General features: G+C 37.1%; 17 protein-coding genes and 1 pseudogene. 14 read left to right on the forward strand and 4 right to left on the reverse strand.

Annotated elements, in window-relative coordinates; genetic code table 11:
• Positions 1–191: 191 nt before the first annotated feature.
• Positions 192–575 (reverse strand): hypothetical protein, encoded by a 384-nt coding sequence (locus tag HRJ06_RS08640; protein WP_174731980.1) that lies wholly within the window; start codon positions 573–575, stop codon positions 192–194.
• Positions 576–1,310: 735 nt separating this feature from the next.
• Here HRJ06_RS08640 and HRJ06_RS08645 point away from each other — a divergent pair.
• On the forward strand, positions 1,311–4,124 hold the full coding sequence (locus tag HRJ06_RS08645) for a DEAD/DEAH box helicase (RefSeq protein ID WP_174731983.1): 2,814 nt from the start codon (positions 1,311–1,313) through the stop codon (positions 4,122–4,124).
• A 5-nt stretch (positions 4,125–4,129) separates the two neighbouring features.
• On the opposite strand, the gene HRJ06_RS08650 is transcribed toward HRJ06_RS08645, so the two are convergent.
• Complete coding sequence (locus HRJ06_RS08650; protein WP_174731986.1) at positions 4,130–4,543, reverse strand: (deoxy)nucleoside triphosphate pyrophosphohydrolase; 414 nt, start codon at positions 4,541–4,543, stop codon at positions 4,130–4,132.
• A gap of 438 nt (positions 4,544–4,981) precedes the next feature.
• On the reverse strand, positions 4,982–5,893 hold the full coding sequence (locus HRJ06_RS08655) for a LysR family transcriptional regulator (RefSeq protein ID WP_174731989.1): 912 nt from the start codon (positions 5,891–5,893) through the stop codon (positions 4,982–4,984).
• Positions 5,894–6,146: 253 nt separating this feature from the next.
• On the opposite strand from HRJ06_RS08655, the gene HRJ06_RS08660 reads away from it, so the two are divergent.
• The 11 genes and pseudogenes from HRJ06_RS08660 to HRJ06_RS08715 all read left to right on the forward strand — a co-directional run bounded on the left by HRJ06_RS08660 (position 6,147) and on the right by HRJ06_RS08715 (position 20,012).
• The gene (locus HRJ06_RS08660; protein ID WP_242035186.1) at positions 6,147–8,057 is read left to right on the forward strand and encodes a TRAP transporter permease; all 1,911 of its coding nucleotides are present in this window, start codon (positions 6,147–6,149) and stop codon (positions 8,055–8,057) included.
• 20 nt (positions 8,058–8,077) lie between these two features.
• Positions 8,078–9,094, forward strand: coding sequence for a TAXI family TRAP transporter solute-binding subunit (locus HRJ06_RS08665; protein ID WP_174731995.1), 1,017 nt, complete (start codon positions 8,078–8,080; stop codon positions 9,092–9,094).
• A gap of 91 nt (positions 9,095–9,185) precedes the next feature.
• The gene (locus HRJ06_RS08670; protein ID WP_174731998.1) at positions 9,186–10,601 is read left to right on the forward strand and encodes an acetate--CoA ligase family protein; all 1,416 of its coding nucleotides are present in this window, start codon (positions 9,186–9,188) and stop codon (positions 10,599–10,601) included.
• Between the two features lie 16 nt (positions 10,602–10,617).
• Positions 10,618–11,301, forward strand: a complete 684-nt coding sequence (locus tag HRJ06_RS08675) for an acetate--CoA ligase family protein (RefSeq protein WP_174732000.1) — start codon at positions 10,618–10,620, stop codon at positions 11,299–11,301.
• A gap of 18 nt (positions 11,302–11,319) precedes the next feature.
• Positions 11,320–12,933, forward strand: coding sequence for an acyl-CoA carboxylase subunit beta (locus HRJ06_RS08680; RefSeq protein ID WP_174732003.1), 1,614 nt, complete (start codon positions 11,320–11,322; stop codon positions 12,931–12,933).
• A gap of 24 nt (positions 12,934–12,957) precedes the next feature.
• Positions 12,958–14,490: an acyl-CoA carboxylase subunit beta gene (locus HRJ06_RS08685; RefSeq protein ID WP_174732006.1), complete on the forward strand. Its 1,533-nt coding sequence runs from the start codon at positions 12,958–12,960 to the stop codon at positions 14,488–14,490.
• Positions 14,491–14,509: 19 nt separating this feature from the next.
• Positions 14,510–14,731 carry a biotin/lipoyl-binding carrier protein gene (locus HRJ06_RS08690; protein ID WP_174732009.1) on the forward strand — a complete coding sequence of 74 codons (222 nt, stop codon included), beginning with the start codon at positions 14,510–14,512 and terminating at the stop codon, positions 14,729–14,731.
• A gap of 115 nt (positions 14,732–14,846) precedes the next feature.
• Complete coding sequence (locus tag HRJ06_RS08695) at positions 14,847–16,199, forward strand: acetyl-CoA carboxylase biotin carboxylase subunit (protein WP_174732013.1); 1,353 nt, start codon at positions 14,847–14,849, stop codon at positions 16,197–16,199.
• 258 nt (positions 16,200–16,457) lie between these two features.
• Positions 16,458–17,488 (forward strand): annotated as a pseudogene (locus tag HRJ06_RS08700) (AbrB family transcriptional regulator).
• Between the two features lie 111 nt (positions 17,489–17,599).
• Positions 17,600–18,721, forward strand: a complete 1,122-nt coding sequence (locus HRJ06_RS08710; protein WP_174732022.1) for an NAD(P)-binding domain-containing protein — start codon at positions 17,600–17,602, stop codon at positions 18,719–18,721.
• 223 nt (positions 18,722–18,944) lie between these two features.
• The gene (locus HRJ06_RS08715) at positions 18,945–20,012 is read left to right on the forward strand and encodes a YeiH family protein (RefSeq protein WP_174732025.1); all 1,068 of its coding nucleotides are present in this window, start codon (positions 18,945–18,947) and stop codon (positions 20,010–20,012) included.
• 117 nt (positions 20,013–20,129) lie between these two features.
• Here the strand turns inward: HRJ06_RS08715 and HRJ06_RS08720 are convergent, their stop codons facing one another.
• Positions 20,130–20,507, reverse strand: coding sequence for a (deoxy)nucleoside triphosphate pyrophosphohydrolase (locus HRJ06_RS08720; RefSeq protein WP_174732028.1), 378 nt, complete (start codon positions 20,505–20,507; stop codon positions 20,130–20,132).
• A 443-nt stretch (positions 20,508–20,950) separates the two neighbouring features.
• Here HRJ06_RS08720 and HRJ06_RS08725 point away from each other — a divergent pair, with 443 nt between their 5' ends.
• Both HRJ06_RS08725 and HRJ06_RS08730 read left to right on the forward strand, forming a co-directional pair.
• Positions 20,951–21,244, forward strand: coding sequence for a hypothetical protein (locus HRJ06_RS08725; RefSeq protein WP_174732031.1), 294 nt, complete (start codon positions 20,951–20,953; stop codon positions 21,242–21,244).
• A 125-nt stretch (positions 21,245–21,369) separates the two neighbouring features.
• Positions 21,370–22,401 (forward strand): 3,4-dihydroxy-2-butanone-4-phosphate synthase, encoded by a 1,032-nt coding sequence (locus HRJ06_RS08730; RefSeq protein ID WP_174732034.1) that lies wholly within the window; start codon positions 21,370–21,372, stop codon positions 22,399–22,401.
• Positions 22,402–22,473: the final 72 nt, after the last annotated feature.

Raw genomic sequence — 22,473 nt, forward strand, 5'->3', positions numbered from 1 at the left:
ACTTAAAACATTTGGATTCTTTTCAAGTTCTTTTATCTGAAAATCGGTATATAAATTCTTCCCCATGATACTCCTCCGTCCCCTCAATAATTCTATTGAAACACAAAAAACCCCGTATAAGGGACACTTTTTTATCAGTGTCCGTTATACGGGGTATAGCTCATAGAATCTCCCATCCTTTTATTTATAACTTAGGCAAAATCATCTGGTTCTTCTGGATCAGGTTGAATAGTATATAGGATTAACCAGTCATGATCCTCTTGGTCCAAACGCTCAACTTCATCATCGTTCCCATTATCCATTGCCTCTTTAACCTTTTTACAAACGTAATTAACTGTATAGTCGTCTTGAGCCAATGAGATGGTTTCTTCATAATCATATTGTAGAATTAATGGGCTATTGCAGACTTCACAATTACCTATATTGTAGTTACCGAAGCCGTGTTTAACTTCCCTGATAAAACAGTTAGTGCAATACTGTTTCACATTTGAACCATATTCCTTAAATTCATCAGTTTTAATTATTTCCTCAGGATTTAGAACTTTTTTACATTTATTGCACGCCATTTGTGTCATAAATTTCACCTCTAATCAGTTCAAAATTATTATGAATATAAATCAAAGTATATTAGTAGCTTAAATATAAAAGATCAACAAGCCTATATTCATATTATAAAGTTATTTGTTTATGTATGCAGTTGAATGAAAATAAAAGAAGGAAGTACAAATTGTGAACATCCAATATGGAATTAATCTATCAATTAAAAATTAACCTCAATTTCTACGTTAAGCATGTGATCACATCTGGAGAGGTGTACACTAAAAGAATTTGATCTTAAGAAATCAATAACCTTTACATCCAGATTGTTCACACATTGCTGGACATTCGGAACAATTGATTTCTCTGACAAGTCTTCCAAAAGGCTATGGGAATATAATGAAGATGCTGTTAGCAAGCTTATTGCAAAGATGCCGATGACAATGTGGGATAGAGGACCAGAGGGATTAACGAGTTTCGAAGACGGAATCTTCAAGATTAATTTTGATATCGTCGCAGGAGATGAGGAACTGCTTTATCAATGATCCCAAGAGATAGTTGAAATATAGGCTCCATTATCATTTTGAGCGGAAAGCTAAATAAAATCTATTTCCTAGGGGATCTCTGTTTAGGCAACAGGGATTCTTTTTTAAATCGTATGAAAAACGAATGGTATAAATCTTAAGGTATATTTTTTATACATATTTAATCCCATATATAGTACAATTTTACATAATCTAATATTTTATGATACGTACAGTCAGGAGATAACCATGGAAGCTGTCGAGAAGAAGTTAATCGTGAATTCAGATAAAGGGAATTTATTAAGAGAGTTAGTGAAATCGATCAGTGAATGTGAACGATTTTATTTCAGTGTGGCATTTATCAATTTTAGCGGTCTTCAGCTTTTACTAGATCCAATTAAAGAAGCTGAAGAAAAAGGGATAAAAGGGAAGATTATTACGTCCACATATCTTAATTTTACTGATGCAAAAGCTTTGGAGAAATTAAGAGAGTTTAACAATGTGGAATTAAAGGTTTTTGTAACAGATAAAGAGATTGGTTTTCATACAAAGGCCTATATTTTTGAATATAAAGATAGCTATAAGGTGATTATTGGGTCGTCTAATATTACGCAAAGCGCTCTTAAGAGTAATATAGAGTGGAACGTTGAGATCGTCTCAAAAGAGGATGCTTATTTTATAAAAGACGTATTAAAGGAATACGATAAGCTCTGGAACATTAGTGTAGATGCCGACCAAGACTTCATTAAAAGGTATGAGGAATTTCTAAACAGTTTCAAAAAAACAACATTGACCCATCAAATGATTTATGAGGACAAACAATACATTATTCCAAATAGAATGCAGAAGAGGGCCATTGAAAATCTTGACCGGCTTCGAAACTTTGGAGAAAGTAAAGCACTTGTCATTGCAGCAACCGGCACAGGGAAAACTTATATGTCTGCCTTTGACGTCAAAAGCTATAAACCGAAGAAACTTCTGTTCGTTGTCCATAGAGAAGAAATCCTAAGGAAGGCTAAGGAAACCTTTGAAATACTTCTTCCAAATGACGGTCTTACTTTTGGGTTGCTTACCGGTAATCATAAACAAAAAAATGTTGATTATGTATTTGCCACCATTCAAACAATTTCTAGATGTTTTCATGAATTTGAAAAAGGTGAATTTGATTACCTCATAATAGACGAGGCTCATCATGCGACTAGTTCAACCTATCAAACGATATTAGATTACTTTAAACCTCAGTTTACTTTAGGAATGACCGCAACACCTGAACGAAGTGACAGCCGTAACGTATTTGATCTTTTTGATAATAATGTGGCTCTTGAAGTTCGATTGCATGAGGCTCTCGAGGATGAACTCGTAATTCCTTTTCATTACTTTGGAATTACGGATATTGACGGCATTGATTTAAGTGACGTTAATATAGACGATATTGGTGAAATCACAAAACGTTTAAAAGTGAATGAACGTGTTGATTTTATCATAGAAAAGATGAACTTCTATGGTCATGATGGAGAGAAAACAAAAGGACTTGGATTCTGCGCAAGTATTGAGCATGCACAATATATGGCAAGTGAATTTAATAAAAGAGGATACAACAGTGTTTGTTTATATCGGGAAGATTCATCTGATAGACGGCAATTATTTATAAACAAATTAGAAGATGAGCAGGATGAACTGAAATTTATCTTCACTGTTGATATTTTTAATGAAGGTGTAGACATTCCTTCCATTAATACAGTCTTGATGCTAAGACCAACCAATTCACCGATCGTGTTTATTCAACAGCTAGGGAGAGGGCTGCGGAAGCATGCGAATAAGAGCTTTTTAACCGTGCTTGATTTTATTGGGAATCACAATAAAACCTTCTTAATTGCCTTAGCATTGAATGGAAGCAGATACTATGATAAAGAAAGCTTGAAGGTGGCAATTGTAACAGGATTTGCTAATATTCCAGGATGTACTCACATTCAAATGGATAAGATTTCACAGGAGAGAATTTTGGCGCAAATTGATGCTGAAAATTTTAATTCAATGAAGTACTTAAAGGAAGAGTACTTTGAATTTAAGAAGTTGAACCAAGGCCGGATTCCTTACTTATTATTGGATTACTTAAAGTATGATGGGGCCCCTGATCCGGTAAAATTTATTGATCGAGAAAAAACGTATATTCAATTCGTTGCCAAGGTGGAAAAGGATGACCATCTCAAAAGCTTACTACTTAACGAAAAATTTGAAGGCGCCTTAAAGGAATTATCAAGTAAGCTACCACTTAAACGTGTTCATGAGTTTGTGATTATCAGATATTTGTTGGAGCATGAGCAAATCAATATGGAAATTGCCAAGCAACAAATATTAAAGATGATCAAAAGCGTTGATGCAGATACTATTTTACATAGCTTTGAGTGTTTGAATCAGAACTTTTATGATAGTGTGCAGGTCAAAAACAAACCAAAACTATTTCATTATGAGAACGGACAACTGGTTAAAACGCAACTTCTTATAGACTTGCTAGGAAATGATGAATATCGAAAATATATTGAAGACATTATTTCATATGGAATTTTCCGTTACGAAAAGGAATTTAAAGGAGAATATTATGGTATTCCTCACTTTAAGCTATATGAGCAATATCAAATGATCGATGCTGCCTTCTTATCCAATTACAGAAAGATTCATAGTTCGTTTAGAGGATCGGGTTTGCTTGTAAATGGGAATGAATTTTTTCTATTCATAGACTTACATAAGGAGGCCGATGTAAAAGAAAGCATCAATTACAATGATAAGTTCTTTAATCCACACGAATTCCAGTGGCAGTCCGTAAATAATACTACTCAACAATCTGAAAGAGGGAAAAACATTATTTACAATAAACAAAGAGGAATCAATCTCCACTTGTTCATAAGAAAGTACAAGGAGATTGATGGAAAGACGGAGCCCTATATTTATATTGGTAAAGGAAATTCCGTACAATTTGAAGGGGATAAACCGATCACAGTAAAAATGGAGTTAGAGCATGAGGTACCACCAAGCCTATATACAGAATTCACTAAAAAAGTATAGTCTTCTCAATTTGAGAAGACTATTTTTTCGTGGATTAATTGTTCAACTGCTGGAATGTCGGCTGGCGCCCACTTCAGCGAGTCTAAATTATCTCTTTTCAGCCAAAGCAGCTTTGAATGCTCACTCGGCATTGGGCTGCCTTTGACAATAGAACACTTAATAGATATTAGGTTAATCGTAAAAGTGTCGTATTCGTGTGTATTGTCGTTGAAAACTTCGCCAGTCGCCTTAACCTCACAACCCAGTTCTTCATCAATTTCCCTTACAAGGGCAGCGTAGATATCCTCATCCTTTTCCACTTTGCCACCAGGAAACTCCCACATATTCGGGATTGCCATTTCAGGGGATCTAAGTGCACATAAAATCTCATTTTGATCATTTTCAATAATAGCAGCAACAACTTTAATAACCTTTTTCATGGTAGCCTCCAACAATAACTTTTCTATGATAATGATATCACTTTTGAATTATGGGACCAAGTTTAAATCTAAAAATCCCCGGTACATATGCCGGGGATTTTTTCATTTATTAGCAACTGCTTTCCTCGGCTTCAATACGCCTTTTTTAACAAGGTTAACGAGTGCGCCTTGATTCTTATATTTGAAGTAGACTTGTAATCTATTTAGATCTTTTACAGTGAGCGTCGAGGGATCTATGGCTAGTTGATAGTTCTGGCTTAGTTTATTGATTAGATTCATGGCAAAGTCGATTTGCTTAAGGGGTGAGTAAAACATCTTCATCAGTCCCTTGGTCGATAAGGGTGTTTGAAATTTCTTCAGTGTACTGACCCTGTTTAATCCATTTGATATCTTCTGTACTTAGCTTGAACCATTGGACCCGTTTGTGACTTCTACTTATTAACTGTGATATACCTTTGCTTGCTGAATTAATTCTTTAACAAATTCTTCGGCTGCTTTTGAAAAATGCTTGTTTTTTGAACGTATCAATCCCAAAGTTATTTTTCTTTTGTAGTCTTTTATATCTAACGCAATCAAATCACCATTTAATAAGTATGGGTCATTCTTTAAGGACAACTCTGTAAAAAAGCCAATAGCAACTCCTTCTACTATAACTTTTTTTGCAATTTCTGTGTTGTCAGAGGTAAATAGAATGTTTAAATTTCCATAGTCACTTAAAAGATTTATCATAAAATTACTCATATTGTAACCAGATTTAAACATAATTATAGGTTGTTTAATAATTTCTGAAAGAGTAATGGACCCTTGATTTTCTAATTTAATGCTTTTGCCGACACAAACTTTAACTTCGCTGGCTATCAACTCTTCAAAGTGTAGACTTGCATCTTCATTCCAAGTTCCGCTCTGTATAGCTATGACACCGAAATCAACATTTCCGACGAGAACGTCTTTATTTACATGTTGCGATCCTTCTTCGATAATTTCAATATGTACCAAGGGATATTTTGCTTTAAAGTTTGCAAGTGTTTTTGGCAACAGGGCTGAACACGCGCTTGGTACCATGGCTAATTTTAACGAACCAGTTAAAGACTCGGAATGAAGTTTAATATCTTCTTTTAATTCGTTCAGTTTAGATAGTATTTCATGTGCCTTTTTGATTACAATTTTACCCTCAGTTGTGGCCTCTGCACCCTTTCTTGACCGGTGAAAGATTTTTGTTTCTAATTCAACTTCTAAGCTGTTGATTGCTTGACTGATAGTGGGTTGGGTAATATGATGCTCCGCAGCAGCCTCTGAGAATGAACCAGAGCGACTGATCGCAACTAAATATTCAAGCTGTTCGATTCTCATTAAGATCCCCCTGTTTATTTAATAACTTATATAAATAATTATTGTTACATTTATATAGTAATATTGAATTCGCTTTTTTAAAGTGAATTCTTAATACATTATTATTACCTATGATGAACATAGGAATTATCAATTTTACTTATTTTGATTCATCATCTAATATTATTATTATAGTCAGAAGATTCAAAAAATGCAAAAAGATTATAGCTGCAAAGAAATCCAATTTAAGTTGAAAGGGGTTGGTTGCTTGGAAATGACAAATGATGTGTCTCCTGGTAAACAGATGCCAAAATCAGTCATTAAGTTCATTACTATACTGGCAATTACCATGTCGCTCTACCAATTGTATATCTCACTTTTTTCTGGTCTGGGACTCATGCAGCAAAGAGCCGTTCATTTAGGGTTTGGCTTAGTATTGACGTTTTTGATCTACCCCACAAAAAAAGGGTGGAATGGAACCCTAAAAGAAACTCTTATTAAATTGGTATTCATTGGAGCCTCCGTTATTTCAACCATTTATATCGTCAAACAATTTGAGAGGTTAATTGTAAGTTTTGGTTTCCCGACGGTATTAGATATCTTTTTTGGAACCATCATTATTATTGCATCATTGGAGGCATCACGGAGAATTGCAGGTTGGGGTCTGCCGATCTTAACACTTGCTGCCATCTCATACGTCTTCTTGGGACCTTATTTACCAGGATTATTTGAGCATTCAGGTGTAGCATTTTCGCGCTTTATAAGCTCCATGTATTTAACTACTGAAGGTTTATACGGATCAATTATCGGAGTTTCAGCAACATTTGTATTTATGTTTATTCTTTTTGGCGCCTTTCTTAATCAATCTGGAGCAGGTGAATTTTATATTAAATTTGCACTTGCATTCGTTGGTAAATTAAAAGGTGGCCCTGCTTATGTCGGTGTTCTTGGAAGCGCTTTAATGGGAATGATCTCTGGAAGTGGAGTTGCCAATGCTGCAACTACAGGTGTATTTACGATCCCACTTATGAAACGAGTTGGATTTAAACCATATTTCGCTGGCGGCGTTGAAGCAATTGCTTCAACTGGTGGCCAGATTATGCCGCCTGTAATGGGAGCAGCCGCCTTTTTGATGGTCGATTTTTTAGGAGTACCATACGTAAGTATAATGAAAGCCGCATTGATACCAGCGTTTCTGTTTTTCATTACAATATTTTTTATGATCTACTTCGAAACTAAAAAATTAGTACTGGAGCCAGTGCAAGATGAAGATATACCAAGAATGGGGCCTTTATTAAAGGAAAACTTCCATCACTTTCTTCCTCCGATCGTACTAGTGCTGCTGTTAACTGTCTTTAAGTTTACTGCGCTGTATTCTGCAGTAATTACGATTGGTTTCATTGTAGCAGTAAGTTGGCTAAGAAAGGGTCAAAGAATGACACCGAAAAAAATCTTGGTTGCACTTGAAGAAGGTGCAAGGGGAGCACTTGCAATTGTTGCATTATGTGCTTTAGCTGGGATTGTTGTTGGAATTATTAACTTAACAGGTGTTGGATTAGAACTATCCTCAATGTTAATTAATTTAGCAGGCGGTTCACTCCTATTACTATTAATTTTGACGATGTTTAGTTCGATTGTCCTTGGAATGGGTCTTCCGACTACAGCTTGCTACATTATTCTGGCTATTTTGGTGGCACCTGCTTTAATAGATTTTGGCATACAGCCAATTGCCGCTCACCTGTTTGTTTTATATTTTGGGGTATTAGCGTTGATTACTCCTCCAATCGGAGGCTGCTTCTACATTACTGCTGGGATTGCAAATGCGAATCCGCTAAAAACAGGAATGGTCTCTGTAAAATTAGGTTTAGCTGGTTTTATTGTTCCATATATGTTCGTTAGGAATGATGCACTTCTTATGATGGGATCACCAGTGGAGGTTTTGATGGCGTTATTCACTGCCTTAATTGGAACTTTTGGATTAGCCGCAGGTGCTCAAAAATATTTAATTTACGAGACGAACCTGGTTTCAAGGATTCTGCTTATTGGCTCTTCACTGTTATTAATTGATTCTAGTTTAATAACTGACATATTTGGCGTAGGGTTGTTTTCAGCTGTATTAATTTATCAATTGATAAATAGGAAAAGGAGGGTCATAGATCATCAAGATGTGAAGGCAGTCTTTTAAAAAATAAGGGGGAATTTCAAATGAGAAAAAAGACTAAGCAATTATCATTATTAATGTTGGTGTTACTACTTAGTTTTATGACAGCTTGTTCAAATACAGAAGAGTCAAATTCAGAGGGTTCTGAAACGGATAAGCCTGAAAAAGTCTCATTAAAATTAACCACAGGTAATACATCATCGGCCATTTACGCTTTAGGCGGAGGCTATGCTCAAGTAATTGAGAAAGAGCTTCCCGGTTCTAAAGTAACCGTAGTAGGCAGTGCTGGCTATGGGGAAAATGCTATATTAGTGGCAACACAACAAGCAGATATCGGAACTACAAGTGGGAAAAATGCGGATGCATCATTCAAGGATAAGCCAGAGCTTAAGGAAACACTTGCATATATATCTACTGGACACCAAAACCTGCAGCATGTCGTGGCAACTGCAGAAAGTGGTATAAAAACGTTTGACGATTTAAAAGGCAAAAAAGTATCCGTTGGGGAACCTGGAAGCGGAACTGAATTAGTATCAAAAAGTCTTCTTGCTGCCTATGGAATGAATTATGAGGATATTAAGCCAGAATATTTATCCTTTACAGAATCTGTGGATGCAATCCAGAATAATCGGGTTGATGCCATCTTAATTACGACCTTGCTGCCTAATCCAGGGATTTTGTCATTAGCTACACAAAAAGATCTCGTTTTCCTAGAGGTTGATGCCGAACATGTTAAGAAACTGAGTGAAGATTTTGGCGGAAGATTTGTAGATGCAAAAATCCCAGCTGGGATCTATGATGGGCAAACCGAAGAGATTTTAACGGCCGGCTCTCCGGCTGGATATGTAGTTCATAAGGAAATGTCTGAAGAAATAGCTTATAACCTAACCAAAATCTTTATCGAAAATGCTCCTGACGTTGAAAAAGTACACCCTGCAGCATCACAGTGGACGAAAGAAAATGCATTATTAGGTACAGATTTTCCATACCATCCTGGAGCTGTTAAATATTATAAAGAGATAGGAATTTGGGACGATAGAATCGATGGTGCATACGAATAATAAACTAGTGTCCTAGTTTCATGTATTAGGGCTTAGGATTCATAAAACAGAAGCTAAGCCCTATAAATTTTTGTTAATAAGGGGGAAGATCATGGAGAGTGCAACTCTACCTTTACAAGATTCATTGAAAGCAGCATTCAAACCTAATTCAATTGCAATTATAGGTGCATCAAATGGTCCTAGACTTGGCGGGGCTGAAATGCGTCTGCTAATACATTCAGGCTTTAAAGGTGAGATTTATCCTATTAATCCAAAAGAATCGATTATACAAGGAAAGCAAGCTTATCCTTCCATTTTAGATGTACCTGGTCCGGTTGATCGTGCTTCAATTATTGTTCCAGCCAGTAAGGTTCTTCAAGTAGTGAAAGAGTGCGGTGAAAAAGGTGTAAAGGTCGTACAAATTTACTCAGCTGGATTCGGAGAAATGGGGCAGAAAGGGGAACAAATTGAAAGGGAAATGGTGGAAATAGCACATCATTACCAAATGAGAATCATTGGACCTAATTGCATTGGCACATATTGTCCCTCTAGTGGACTTAATTTTACAAAAGGAGCTTCTAAAGAAACGGGTAACATTGCCTTTGTTTCTCAAAGTGGAGGAATTGCTTTTGACATGGTAACTAGAGGCCATATTATGGGCATTCACTATAGCAAAGTGATTTCGGTTGGTAATTGTATTGATTTAGACCACTCAGATTACCTCGAGTACTTAGCTGATGATGAGGAAACAGAGATCATTGGCTTTTATATTGAAAGTGTAAGAAATGGCAGGAAATTCGTGAAGGCATTGCAAAAAGCCGCCTCTAAAAAAACAGTGGTCATCTTAAAAGGCGGCAGAACAGCATCAGGATCTCAATCGGTTGCATCGCATACTGGAAGTGTGGCAGGAGATTTTCAAATTTGGAATGCGTTATTTAAACAGACAGGGGCTATCCCGGTAACTAGTATTGAAGAGATGCTGATCACATTGTTAAGTCAACAAAAAATTAAACGTTTTGTCGATAAGAAAATTGCAATCGTTGGCAATGGTGGTGGAGCAACGGTGCTTGCGACGGACTATTGTGAAGAAGTGAACATAGAATTAGCACAACTGCAACCAAAATCAGCTGAGAAATTAACTAGTTTAGGAGTAGCTGAAAATGGACGGAATATAAACCCTATTGATATGCCGGCCGGCCAGCTGGCCGCCGAGGAAGGAAAGTTATTTGGAGAGGTTGTAAAAACACTCTGTGAAGATGAAGAGGTAGGGTATCTGCTTTTTCATTTTAATCTAATACCTATCATGAATTATATGGACTTAGAGAATATCGTCCAAAAAATGATAGAGAAATTAAAAGTAGTTGACCGGACCAAAACGAATCTTATCGGTGTATTACGATATAACGGAGATCCAGAGGTAGAAAATATAAGATTTAAAGCCGCAAAACTATTAGAGAGTCAAGGTATTCCTGTTTTTTCAACGATTGAACAAGGGTTAGATGGAATTAGCAGCGTTGTAAACCATTAAGAAATGGAGGGTCTACATGGAAACCGCGGAAATGCAAACAATCATATTGAATGAAATTGAAAGCAGGCAGCTGTTGGAAGACCAAAATATTAATCTAAATAAATACGCTTTTACTAGAACAAAAGAGGAAGCAGTTAATCAGGCTAGAACCATGCAATTCCCGTTAGTCATGAAGGTTGTTTCTCCAGTGATTGTTCATAAAAGTGATTTTGGAGGTGTGCAGGTAGGGCTTAAAACAGTAGAAGAGGTTGAACAGGCCTATGATCGTATTTATGAGAATGCTGCAAGAAAAGGTGTACTCCGCAATGAGATTGAAGGTGTAGTGGTCCAAGAGATGATCGAGGGTGTGCAAGAAATATTGGTGGGGATTAAAAGAGATCCCATCTTTGGTCCAGTCCTAGTTATCGGAATAGGCGGAATCTTTGTTGAGTTATTTAAGGATGTCCAACTAGGAATTTGTCCTTTAACAGAGGAAGATGTTTCGAAAATGATAGAAGGGTTAAAGGGTTTTCCTTTGTTAAATGGTTTCCGTGGAAGAAAACAGGCTGATGTGAACGCGCTAATCTCCTTAAGCCAAAAAGTTTCTGCTATGGCCATGGAAAATGAACAAATTGTAGAAATGGATCTCAATCCAGTAATTCTTAAAGAAAATGGCTATGGAGCAGTAGCTGTTGATGCAAGGATAGTGTTGAAACAATAAGGGAAGACGGAGGTAAAGATGGACAATAATGTTGAATTACACCAAAAGAAAGACCTTGATAAAACCAACAGTGAACATGAACATACTTGGCAGGCTGAATTGGATGAAATTCAACTAAGACAGCAATATGCTGAAAAGCTTGGAGGAGAAAAAAATATAAAAAGGCAGCATGATTCTGGGAAACTTACATCTCGAGAAAGAATTCATTCATTACTTGATGAAGGAAGTTTCCACGAATATGGTGCTCTAACTGGAAAAGCAAATTACGATCAAGATGGAAATTTCATAGACTCCATACCATCCAATATTGTAATCGGGAAAGGGAAAATAAAAAAACAAAAGGTTGTTGTTTCTGCAGATGACTTCACAGTAAGAGGTGGTTCTTCGGAAGCAGCATCTCCAGAAAAAATGGTATTTGCAGAAAATCTTGCTTTGGACCTGCAAGCTCCATTGATTCGCCTGGTTGATGCAGCTGGAGGAAGTATACGTTTACTGGAGAAAAATCAATCAACCAAAATACCAGGCTATGCTCAGTGGAATATGGCGGAAATGATGGGACAGATTCCCGTTATAGGAGTGGCACTCGGTCCTTGTGCCGGCCTTGGTGCACTCCGTGTTGTTGCCTCTCATTTCTCTGTGATGGTGAAAGGAACAAGCCAAGTATTCGCAGCCGGTCCTCAGGTAGTTGCCCCAGGGGTCAAAGAAAATGTTACAAAAGAAGAGCTTGGCGGAAGTCAAGTCCATGTCCATAAGAGTGGCGCAGTCCATAATGAAGCGAAGGATGAATATGATGCGCTTAATCAAGTAAAAAAGTTTTTATCCTACTTACCTTCTAACATTTACAAACTTCCAGCTCGGATTCCATCATCTGATCCAATCGATCGCTGTGAGGACGAACTTGCTTCAATCATCCCTCGTGATAAAAGAAAAGTCTATAAAATGCGAAAAGTTTTAGAGTTAATTTTTGATAAGGATTCCCTATTTGAAATGAGAAAGCATTATGGGAGATCAACGATAACAATGTTTGGCAGAATCAATGGCTATCCAGTCGGAATTATGGCAAATGATCCATACATATATGGTGGGTCAATGAGTGCCGAATCAGCTGAAAAGATAGAGAACTTTGTGGATCTATGTGACACCTTCCATTTGCCGATTGTCAATCTAGTGGATCAGCCAGGTGTATCCATTGGATCTCAAGCAGAGGCAAAAGGAACGATAAAGAAGGCAATTCGGGCCATGATGACTTTATCCCAAGTAAATATACCTTGGAGTACGGTTTTTATAAGAAGATCTTTTGGTGTAGCGGGTGCAGCATATGCACCGCGTGGAAGAGCAAATGTCCGGTACGCTTGGCCTTCAGCACACTGGGGTTCAATTCCTGTTGAAGGAGGAGTAGAAGCAGCATTTAGAAAAGAACTAGGAAACGCAGAAGATCCTGAACAGAAACTTAAAGATCTAATTGATTATTATAAGCGGTTTGAATCACCACTAAGAACGGCGGAACGATTTGGAATAGAGGAGATGATTGATCCTAGAAGGACTAGGCCAATCCTAGCTGAATGGGTAGAAGAAGCCTATGACCAGCTGCCTCAACTGGTGGGTCCTAGGGGACGCACAATGCGAATTTAAATTCTGCAAGGAGGTGCCAATCTTATGAAATTTGAAGAACAGATTGCCGAGCATGAACGGCGAAAAAAAGAAGCCATGCGTATGGGTGGAGAGAAAAAGCTAAGCAAGCTGCGCGAACAAGGGATACTAAATGCGAGAGAACGAATGGATTATTTGTTTAATGATGGGACTTTTGTTGAATCTGGATTGTTTGCAACATCTTTTCGGCCAGAGAAAAAGGATCAGACTCCAGCGGATGGAAAAGTAACAGGATTCGGAAAGATAAACGGACGGGATGTATGTGCGATCGTAAATGATTTTACGGTTATGGGTTCCTCCAGCAGCCGAACAAACAGTAAGAAGATGGCTCATATGAAAAGTGTTGCTAAAAAGCGTGGGATACCAGTTGTTTTCCTTGGTGAGTCAACAGGAGCAAGAATGCCCGATGTAATGGGTGCTGATAGTATGGGAGGTTCATCGAACCCAACACAGTATCAAAGAATGAGGGAAAACCCTTGGGTTTCTGCAGTTTTAGGAAACTGTTTTGGCTCATCTGCTTGGTATGCATCCATGTCAGATTTCAATGTGATGAAAAAAGGATCGATTATGGCAGTCTCAAGTCCGCGGTTAACCTCTCTCGCCACAAGAGAACAAGTTGATCCTGAAGTATTAGGGGGCTGGAAGATGCATTCGGAAACGACCGGTTTCGCTGATATGGTCGTTGAAACCGATGAGGAAGCCATCGACGCTATTAAAACATTTTTAAGTTATTTGCCAAGTAATCATAATGAAGCACCCCCTATTGCCCCTGTACCAAAAGGGTCAGATGAGGCGATTAAAAACATATTGGAATTAATACCTGAATCAAACAAAAGTGTCTATGATGTTCGTAAGGTAATAAAAGCCATCGTTGATAAGGATAGTTATTTTGAATTAAAGCCCAAATTCGGCAAAACGGTCGTAACCTCTCTGGCTCGACTAAATGGGAAAACCGTCGGAGTTGTTGCCAATAACCCGCTAATGAAAGGCGGAGCTCTTGATGCAGATGCATGTGATAAGGTCGTCAGCTTTTTAGTATTATGTGATTCTTATAATATTCCGCTTGTCTTTATGGTAGACCAGCCAGGTTTTCTAATAGGGATAGAGGCTGAGAAAAAGCGCATGCCTGGAAAAGTAATGAACTGGATGAATGCACTCTCTTTATGCACAGTCCCTAAAATATCGGTTATTTTACGGAAAAGCTATGGCCAGGCGTTCTTAAATATGGGCGGTGGCGGTAATGCTGACGAAACGGTTGCCTGGTGGACTGCAGACGTTAGTTTTATGGATCCAGGTTCTGCAGTCAGTATTGTGTATGGTGTTAACGAAAAAGATGATCCTGAGAGATTCCAAGAACTGCTAACAGAAATGAAAAAAGATACTTCAGCTTACGATATGGCGGCTGTTTATGGAACACAGTCAGTTATTGATCCAAGAGAAACAAGAGACTACTTGATAGATATGCTAGATATTCACCAAATGCGATTAACAAACGGTATTGGCCAACATTTGATGCGCGCATGGCCAACAAGTTATTAAATATATGGGGGTATACAAAATGGCATTAACTGAAGTGACTGTAGAAATAACAGGTTCTATATGGAAAATTGAAGTAAGTGAAGGGGTTCAAGTCGAGGAAGATGATACGCTAATTATCATGGAATCCATGAAGATGGAAATCCCTTTATTATCTCCAGTAAGTGGTACTGTGAAAGAGCTTAAGGTGAAGGAAGGTGACTCAGTATCTGAAGGGGAGGTTGCCGTTATAATAGAAGGTTAACCTATATTGATGCCCTTACTTTCTGATTTTGAAAGTAAGGGCGGCTTTATTTAAGCTAGGTGCGAAACGAGAAAATAAAAACTCATAAAATCAAGAGAATACGAGGTGGAGTGTAATGTTTCAAAAAATACTTATTGCTAACCGAGGAGAGATTGCTGTTAGAGTTATTAGAACATGTAATAAACTTGGAGTTAAAACTGTTGCTGTATATTCCGAAGCAGATGCAGAATCTCCACATGTCAAAATGGCAGATGAAGCCTATCTAATTGGTGGAGCTCGAGTAAATGAAAGTTATTTAAATGTAGAAAAAATTATTGAAGTTGCCAAAGAGACAGAGGCTGAAGCAATTCATCCTGGTTATGGTCTTTTATCGGAAAACGAAAACTTTGCCCTTAGGTGTGAGAAAGAGGGAATCACTTTCATTGGCCCATCTCCAGACGTCATTGCTAAAATGGGAAGCAAAATAGAATCGAGAAAAGCAATGAAAGAAGCAGGTGTTCCATTCGTACCAGGTATCACCTATCATTTAAAAGATGCTGAGGAGGCTGTCGAGATTGCTGCAGGAATGGGCTATCCAGTCATGTTAAAGGCATCCGCAGGCGGGGGTGGCATTGGCATGCAGTTAGTCCGTAACAATGAGGAATTAACAAAAGCATTTTCAGGGAATCAAAAACGAGCGACAGACTTCTTTGGAGACGGAGCCATGTATGTTGAAAAGTACATCGAAAATCCTCGCCATATTGAAGTTCAAATTCTAGCAGATGAACAGGGGAACACTGTTTATTTATGGGAACGAGAATGTTCCATTCAACGCCGACATCAAAAAGTGGTAGAAGAAGCACCTTCGCCATTTTTAGATGAAGAAACCCGAAGAAAGATGGGAGAAACTGCGGTAAACGCAGCAATATCTCTTAACTATAAAAACGCTGGAACGATTGAATTTCTTGTCGATGAAGAAAAAAACTTTTACTTTCTAGAAATGAACACAAGGCTGCAAGTTGAGCATCCAGTCACGGAAGAAATTACAGGACTTGATCTTGTCGAGGAACAGTTAAAAATAGCAGCAGGACAGCAGCTATCGTTTAAGCAAGAAGAGGTCAAACGTAATGGTCATGCGATAGAAGTAAGAATATATGCAGAGGATCCGATAACTTTCTTTCCTTCTCCAGGCACAATAAGCAAATTCAGAATACCAGTAGGAGAAGGTATTCGTCATGAGTTGGCAGTGGAAGAAGGATCTGCCGTTACTCCCTTTTATGATCCCATGATTGCAAAACTGATTATCCATGCTGAAGATCGTCGTTCTTCCATTAAACAAATGATTAACGCTTTAGAAGAATATAAGATCGAGGGGATCAAAACAAATATCCCTATGCTAATACAAGTTTTAAGTCATGAGGCATTTGAGAGAGGAGATACAACAACAAGTTTTATAGAAAGATATATTAAGAAGAAAATAAAAGCTTAAATGCTCTAACTATGGTATTGCCGGCAGATCTACTTTTGTTGGTGAAAGGGCTATTAATTTAAAATTAATTCCCATAAGTTTTTATGAATTCCCATGAGTTCTGAATTAATTAAAAGTTTCCCGATATTAGAATATTATCGTGCCAACTTCCGGAACATTTATTCCAAAAAATGTAAGAGGGAATGTTTTAATGGTTTCAAATCTTTTCTAATGAGGGTTTGTCTTGTAGATCTTTAGGTTTTGGAGATGGAAAATATGATGAGGTTAAGAGTCGGTTTCAATAAAGAAAAGGGTTTCCGGTTTTTATATATATTTGCCTTTGGATTACTTGGCGGATACACATTTTCCTTTTTTAATTTACCGTTATCATGGGTTCTTGGTCCCATGCTCTTTACCCTCATTTTCACAATGACCTATAGGGAGGCATATATCCCTCCGTCTTGTACGATTTCCGGTTTTTTCATTCTAGGTATTTCTTTAGGTCTTTATTTTGTTCCGAGTACGGGGGCTGTGATTGTTGACAATATCAAATATATTGTTGTGATGTCATTAGTTACTATTATGCTTGGCATGATAAACGGTTTCTTTTATAAAAAACTTTTTAAACTTGACTGGATGACCGTTATTTTCGGAAGCATACCAGGCGGATTATCACAAATGGTTGAAATAGGGAAAGAATTAGGAGGGAAACCGGAGATTATTGCAATCCAGCAAACCCTGCGAATTGTATTAGTTGTTGCAATTATCCCAACCATAATGTTTTTCGCTGCAGATTCTAAACCTTCCGCTGCAGTTACGGTAAATGCGATTGAGGATTATAGTTTCTTTGACGTTTTCCTTTTAATCGGACTAGGAATTTTAGGGATATTTATTGGAAAAGTTTTAAGAATTCCTATCCCTTATTTTACTGGGCCTTTAATGATTATTTCGGTTATTTCATTGTCCGGTTATGATTTGGTTGAAATGCCCTCTATTTTGCTTCATCTTGCTCAAGTTTTTATCGGAATAACAATTGGGACTTATTTTAAAAAGAGCAATTTCTACGAGTACATAAGTATTTGCTGCTTGGCTTTTTCTCAGGCATTTCATTAACGGCTTTGAGTCTTCTAACCGCATTTCTATTAACGAAATGGGGAAACATTGATTTGCTTACAGCTATACTTAGCACTGCACCTGGAGGAGTAGCTGAAATGAGCATAACAGCTGTTGCGATTGATGCCAATGTTCCGCTTGTAACCGCTTTTCAAGTTATCCGTATGGTGTTAGCCGTATTATTTTACCTAAAGTAATCGTAGCCATTTCAAGAAGGGTAAAAATCAAAGATGCTTTGGAACATTAATTCTCGGATTGTGAACAATTATAGGGGAGAAGTAAAGCTCCAACTCCAAGGGGGGATATAGGTGTTAGATGTAGCAATTATTGGAGCAGGTCCATATGGAATTTCAATGGCTGCCCATGCAAAAAAGGCTGGTCTTCATTATAGAGTGTTTGGTTATCCCATGGAGTTTTGGCACTCAAAAATGCCTCCTAATATGTATATCCGTACATTATTGGAACATACAGGATTATCTGATCCGGACAATCAATTTACATTAAAAAACTATCAGTCTGAAAGAAATATTAACTTGACCTATCCTATGCCTCGCTCTGTATTAGTAGAGTATGCTAATTGGTTTATAAATAAAACGAAAATTTCAGTTGAAAATTCCTATATTACCAAAGTTTTAAAATCTAAAAATTTTTTCGTTTTAGAGACTGATAATGGAACTACATTACGAGCAAAGAATGTGATCATTGCCGTAGGTCTAACAAATGCGAAATACATTCCGGAAAACTTTAAACAGTTCTCTAAAAGTTATATCTCACACACCGCAGATCATACAGATTATCGGTCATTTAAAGATAAATCTGTATTGGTTTTAGGAGGCGGTCAAAGCGCTTGGGAGGCAGCAGCATTATTATACCAAGCAGGTGCTGAAGTTGAATTGGTATACCGCAGGCCTCAACGTTTAAGTCCAGATAAAAACACGAATGCTATACAAAAAGAATTAGCTGGGAAATTTTACTTTTTATCGTACCAGGAAAAAGAAGAAATACGCCGGCAGCTAGAGAGACCTACTGTTTCCGATTTTCTAATTCCATTAGTTGAAGGGAAAGTAACACAAAGACCAAATACAATGATCGATCAGGTTTTTTTAACAGAAAATCAACAATTACTTGTTAGTTTTAACGATCAGAGCTCTGCCGTTTATGATCATGTGATTGCAGCAACAGGATATCGATTTTCAGTTAATAAGCTTTTCTTTCTCCAATCATTTGTTAATTATATGCAAATCAACGAACAAGGCGAGCCCAAACTAAATGAATATTTTGAATCATCGATCCCAAATTTATATTTTGCGGGTCCAGCAGCTGCCTACTCACACGGTCCTACCTTTCGCTTCATTTCCGGAGTGTGGAAAACATCTGAAGTGACCATTAACCATATATCTAGGCAATCTAGTAAGAGGTCAATAGAATGATTTCGAAGAACTGTAAGATTTTTTAATTGAGCAGATAAAAAATGACTCTAACTTTAAGAATAAGTCCGCAGTGGACTTAGGTAACGATTAATTTGGTGATTATGTGTAGAAAATATATTCTCATTCTTCTACATTACAGATAAATAAATTCATAATTATTCCTAAACAAGATTTAGTCATTATGCTGACTTTTTATGCAGTTAATCAATTAAGGAGGGTTCTGATGAAAAACTTACTAGAAATCCATCAACCCACAAGATCCAAAGTTACAATTTTACCAAATATATTCTCAAAATTATATGAGTCAAAGAATTTACCTGGTATTGCTTTAGTAATCGTCATCGGCCTTATAGCTGATTCTTTAGGAAAGGATTTCCCGCTTATTGGCGGAGCCGTAATAGCCATCGTCATAGGAATCCTTATCAGGCAATTTTTAAGTGTCCCAGAGGTATTTTCAGAGGGAATTAGTTATACATTTACCAGGTTATTAAAGCTTGCTATTGTTCTGCTTGGTTTTAGCTTCAGTTTCTCCCAAATTTTTAATGTTGGTTTAAATGCCATTATCATCGTATTAATTGCTGTTGTTATAGGTATTTTTTTAACTTATTTTGTGGCTAGATTGTTTAAGCTAACAGGAAATATTCCATTACTTATTAGTTTAGGCACCGGAATTTGCGGTGCCACTGCGATCGCAACTTCAGGACCGATCATAAAAGCAAAAGATGAGGAGATCGTCTATGCAGTTAATACTATATTTGCTTTTAATGTGCTGGCAGTCCTCATCTATCCTTTAATTGGTCATTTATTATCAATTCCTGATAATCAGTTTGGGGTTTGGGTGGGAACAGCTATCCATGATACTTCTTCAGTAGTGGCAGCAGGCTACAGTTACAGTCAATCGGCGGGTGATGCCTCTGTAGTAGTAAAATTAATTAGAACATTGATGCTCGTACCAGTTGCACTCATTTTATCGTTATATATTTCATTTAAAAACTCTAAGCTGAATTCAGATGAGGACAACAAATTAAAAATTCGTAAGGTCTTTCCCTTTTTCATTTTATTGTTTGTTGGTGCTGCATCTCTAAATACAGTTATTTCGCTTCCAACAAATTTTGTTGAAATTACTTCATATGTTGCTAAATTTCTTATATTAATGGTGATGGCAAGTGTTGGCCTTCGAACCGATTTTAAAAAGATTAAGTCTGTCGGGGTAAGACCTTTGATAGTCGGGCTAGCATCTTCTGTTATCATGGGAACAATCAGTTTGGTATTAGTAAGAATCTTGTTTTAAAGGAACTAATATATAATTTTTCACCACAAGATCGTGGAAAAAGAATTCTTATAAGGCTTTTTGGCTCCACTTGAGGTCTACTCAATATGAGGAGACTATTTTTTATGGATGATACGTTTAACTGCTGGGACTGTCTGCCGGTGCCCATATGAGAGAGTGTAAGTTTTCTTTTTTCAGCCAAAGCAGCTTGCTGTGCTCACTCGGCATTGGAGTGCCTTTGACAATGGTACCCTTAATAGAAATTAAGTTAATCGTAAAGGTGTCATATTCGTGTGTAGTGTCATTGAACACTTCATCCGATGTCTTAACCTCACAACCTAGTTCTTCATCAATTTCCCTCACAAGGGCTGAGTAAATATCTTCATCCTTTTCCACTTTACCACCTGGAAACTCCCGCATATTCGGGGTTGCCATTTCAGGAGATCTAAGCGCGCATAAAGTCTCATTTTGATCGTTTTCAATAATAGCAGCAACAACTTTAACAACCTTCTTCATGATAGCCTCCAACAAGAAAATTTGTAGATGATGGTATCACTTTTAAAATACGTGACCAAGTTTAAATCAAAAAATCCCCGGTACATATGCCGGGGATTTTCTCATTTATTAGCAGCTGCTTTCCTCGGCTCGCCTTTTTTAACAGGTTAACGAGAGCGTCATAAATTTCTGCAGTTTAAATTTTCTCAGTAATAATGTCCGCTTTTTGATATCCGGACATACAGTGAGACACCTTTTTTAAGCAATAAGTATTAGAATTTACTTGATTTACCTATGTTTTTTGAACCTGGCACGAATTTTGCAATATAGGTTAGTAAGTGATTGAATTACCGATTCCATCATTTAAAAAATATAAAATGGAGGCGTTCACATGATTAAATGAAGGGATTCCGAATTGTCCGCCAACGCACCTAACGACTCTTCCATACGGAACACCAGGGGAAGTGAATGAAAATGGCACCATAAAAGCGGTAAGTGTTGTGCCAAGTGCATACACGAAATCACAAACTAGGCTTTTTCAGTCCTTTGGAGCAAGTGAAAGAACGTTAAAATGGTATGGAGAAGAAGATATTTCTCCAACGATCATGTTGGGACCGATGGATGGAGTGGACTTGGGATCGATCCTGAGAAAAGAGGGATTAAAGCAGTTTGAGCTCTTTGCGACAAAGATTATGCCTGAATTCGGAAGGACAGATGATGTACCTGCAGAAGTAGCTAAATATAATTTTAATAGGTGATGAATAACTAGATGAATAGTTATTATCCCTTAGCCATCTTTCGAGTTTAAAGAACTTTAGCGGTAACGAATGTTCTACATCATAAGATGACTAAATGTAATTATTTGAGATCGGAGGGAGTTTTTATGTCCGGTGTTTCTGTTAAGAATGTTATTAACCGATTAAAAGATGGGAACTTAATTATTATTTATGATGATATGAAAACTAAAATGGCTTATTTAGGAGGGGTTGCAGAAAGTGTAAATCCTGAGAAAGTAAACATTATGACAAAGATAGGAATGGGATTAATCTACGTTTGTATTACTGAGGAAAAAGCAGAGGAAATGAAGCTGCCTTTAATGGTAGAAAACAATATAAATTATGAATCAAAATCATTTGGCATTTCAATTGATTATAAGGATTGTACCACTGGTATATCCGCTTTTGAACGTTCCGATACGATTAAAGCAGTTTCAGTTGATCATATTCAGTTAAATGATTTTCAAAAGCCTGGTCATGTATTTCCACTGATAGGCAAAGATAAAGGACTTCTTCAACGTGTGGATTTCGTTGAAGCCATTCAAGACTTAGCGAAGATGGCTTCAGTTAAACCAATCGCATACATGTGTGAGATATTAAGCAAAAACGGTAATGTTGCTAAGATAAAGGACATTAAAAAGTTATCGTTGGTCTATAATATTCCCATCATAAAAATAAGTAAAATCCTAGAACTAAAGAAGAACGATCTTATAGATTCTTTAAGCGGTCCAGTCATCAAAGGAAAACAGTTAGGAAGAAAAATAGGATTCCCAACTGCTAATTTGGATGTTGATCATGATAAAAAACACTTAGTTAACGGTGTATATGGGGTTAAGGTTCATTTTGAAAATAATATATATGATGGAATTATGAACATAGGCTTAAGGCCAACCATTAATGATGGGGATCAAACTATACATTATGAGGTGCATATATTTAACTTTAACAAAACAATCTACAACACAATATTGAAAGTGGATGTTTACTTTTATTTAAGAGAAGAAATCCTTTTTTCTGGAGTAGAACAATTAATAGACCAAATAACCAGTGATATTGAAAAAGTAAACAAAAGATTTTATCCCACAAAAAGCATAAAGAGCGATTTGAACATAAAGACGAAAAAACTAGCTACCATATGATTGAGTGATAGATAAATAAAACAATCAAGTTAATTGCTAGATTAAGATACAACAGAAGATAAGAAGTGTCCG

Source organism: Mesobacillus harenae, assembly GCF_013343715.1.
Taxonomy (GTDB): Bacteria; Bacillota; Bacilli; order Bacillales; family Cytobacillaceae; genus Mesobacillus_A; species Mesobacillus_A harenae.

Coding starts and splice junctions, on each gene's coding strand:
- HRJ06_RS08695 (WP_174732013.1), top strand. CDS start 14,847: ATGTTTCAAAAAATACTTATTGCTAACCGAGGAGAGATTGCTGTTAGA.
- HRJ06_RS08670 (WP_174731998.1), top strand. CDS start 9,186: ATGGAGAGTGCAACTCTACCTTTACAAGATTCATTGAAAGCAGCATTC.
- HRJ06_RS08660 (WP_242035186.1), top strand. CDS start 6,147: ATGACAAATGATGTGTCTCCTGGTAAACAGATGCCAAAATCAGTCATT.
- HRJ06_RS08720 (WP_174732028.1), bottom strand. CDS start 20,507: ATGAAGAAGGTTGTTAAAGTTGTTGCTGCTATTATTGAAAACGATCAA.
- HRJ06_RS08650 (WP_174731986.1), bottom strand. CDS start 4,543: ATGAAAAAGGTTATTAAAGTTGTTGCTGCTATTATTGAAAATGATCAA.
- HRJ06_RS08665 (WP_174731995.1), top strand. CDS start 8,078: ATGAGAAAAAAGACTAAGCAATTATCATTATTAATGTTGGTGTTACTA.
- HRJ06_RS08680 (WP_174732003.1), top strand. CDS start 11,320: ATGGACAATAATGTTGAATTACACCAAAAGAAAGACCTTGATAAAACC.
- HRJ06_RS08685 (WP_174732006.1), top strand. CDS start 12,958: ATGAAATTTGAAGAACAGATTGCCGAGCATGAACGGCGAAAAAAAGAA.
- HRJ06_RS08645 (WP_174731983.1), top strand. CDS start 1,311: ATGGAAGCTGTCGAGAAGAAGTTAATCGTGAATTCAGATAAAGGGAAT.
- HRJ06_RS08640 (WP_174731980.1), bottom strand. CDS start 575: ATGACACAAATGGCGTGCAATAAATGTAAAAAAGTTCTAAATCCTGAG.
- HRJ06_RS08690 (WP_174732009.1), top strand. CDS start 14,510: ATGGCATTAACTGAAGTGACTGTAGAAATAACAGGTTCTATATGGAAA.
- HRJ06_RS08655 (WP_174731989.1), bottom strand. CDS start 5,893: ATGAGAATCGAACAGCTTGAATATTTAGTTGCGATCAGTCGCTCTGGT.
- HRJ06_RS08730 (WP_174732034.1), top strand. CDS start 21,370: ATGTCCGGTGTTTCTGTTAAGAATGTTATTAACCGATTAAAAGATGGG.
- HRJ06_RS08675 (WP_174732000.1), top strand. CDS start 10,618: ATGGAAACCGCGGAAATGCAAACAATCATATTGAATGAAATTGAAAGC.
- HRJ06_RS08715 (WP_174732025.1), top strand. CDS start 18,945: ATGAAAAACTTACTAGAAATCCATCAACCCACAAGATCCAAAGTTACA.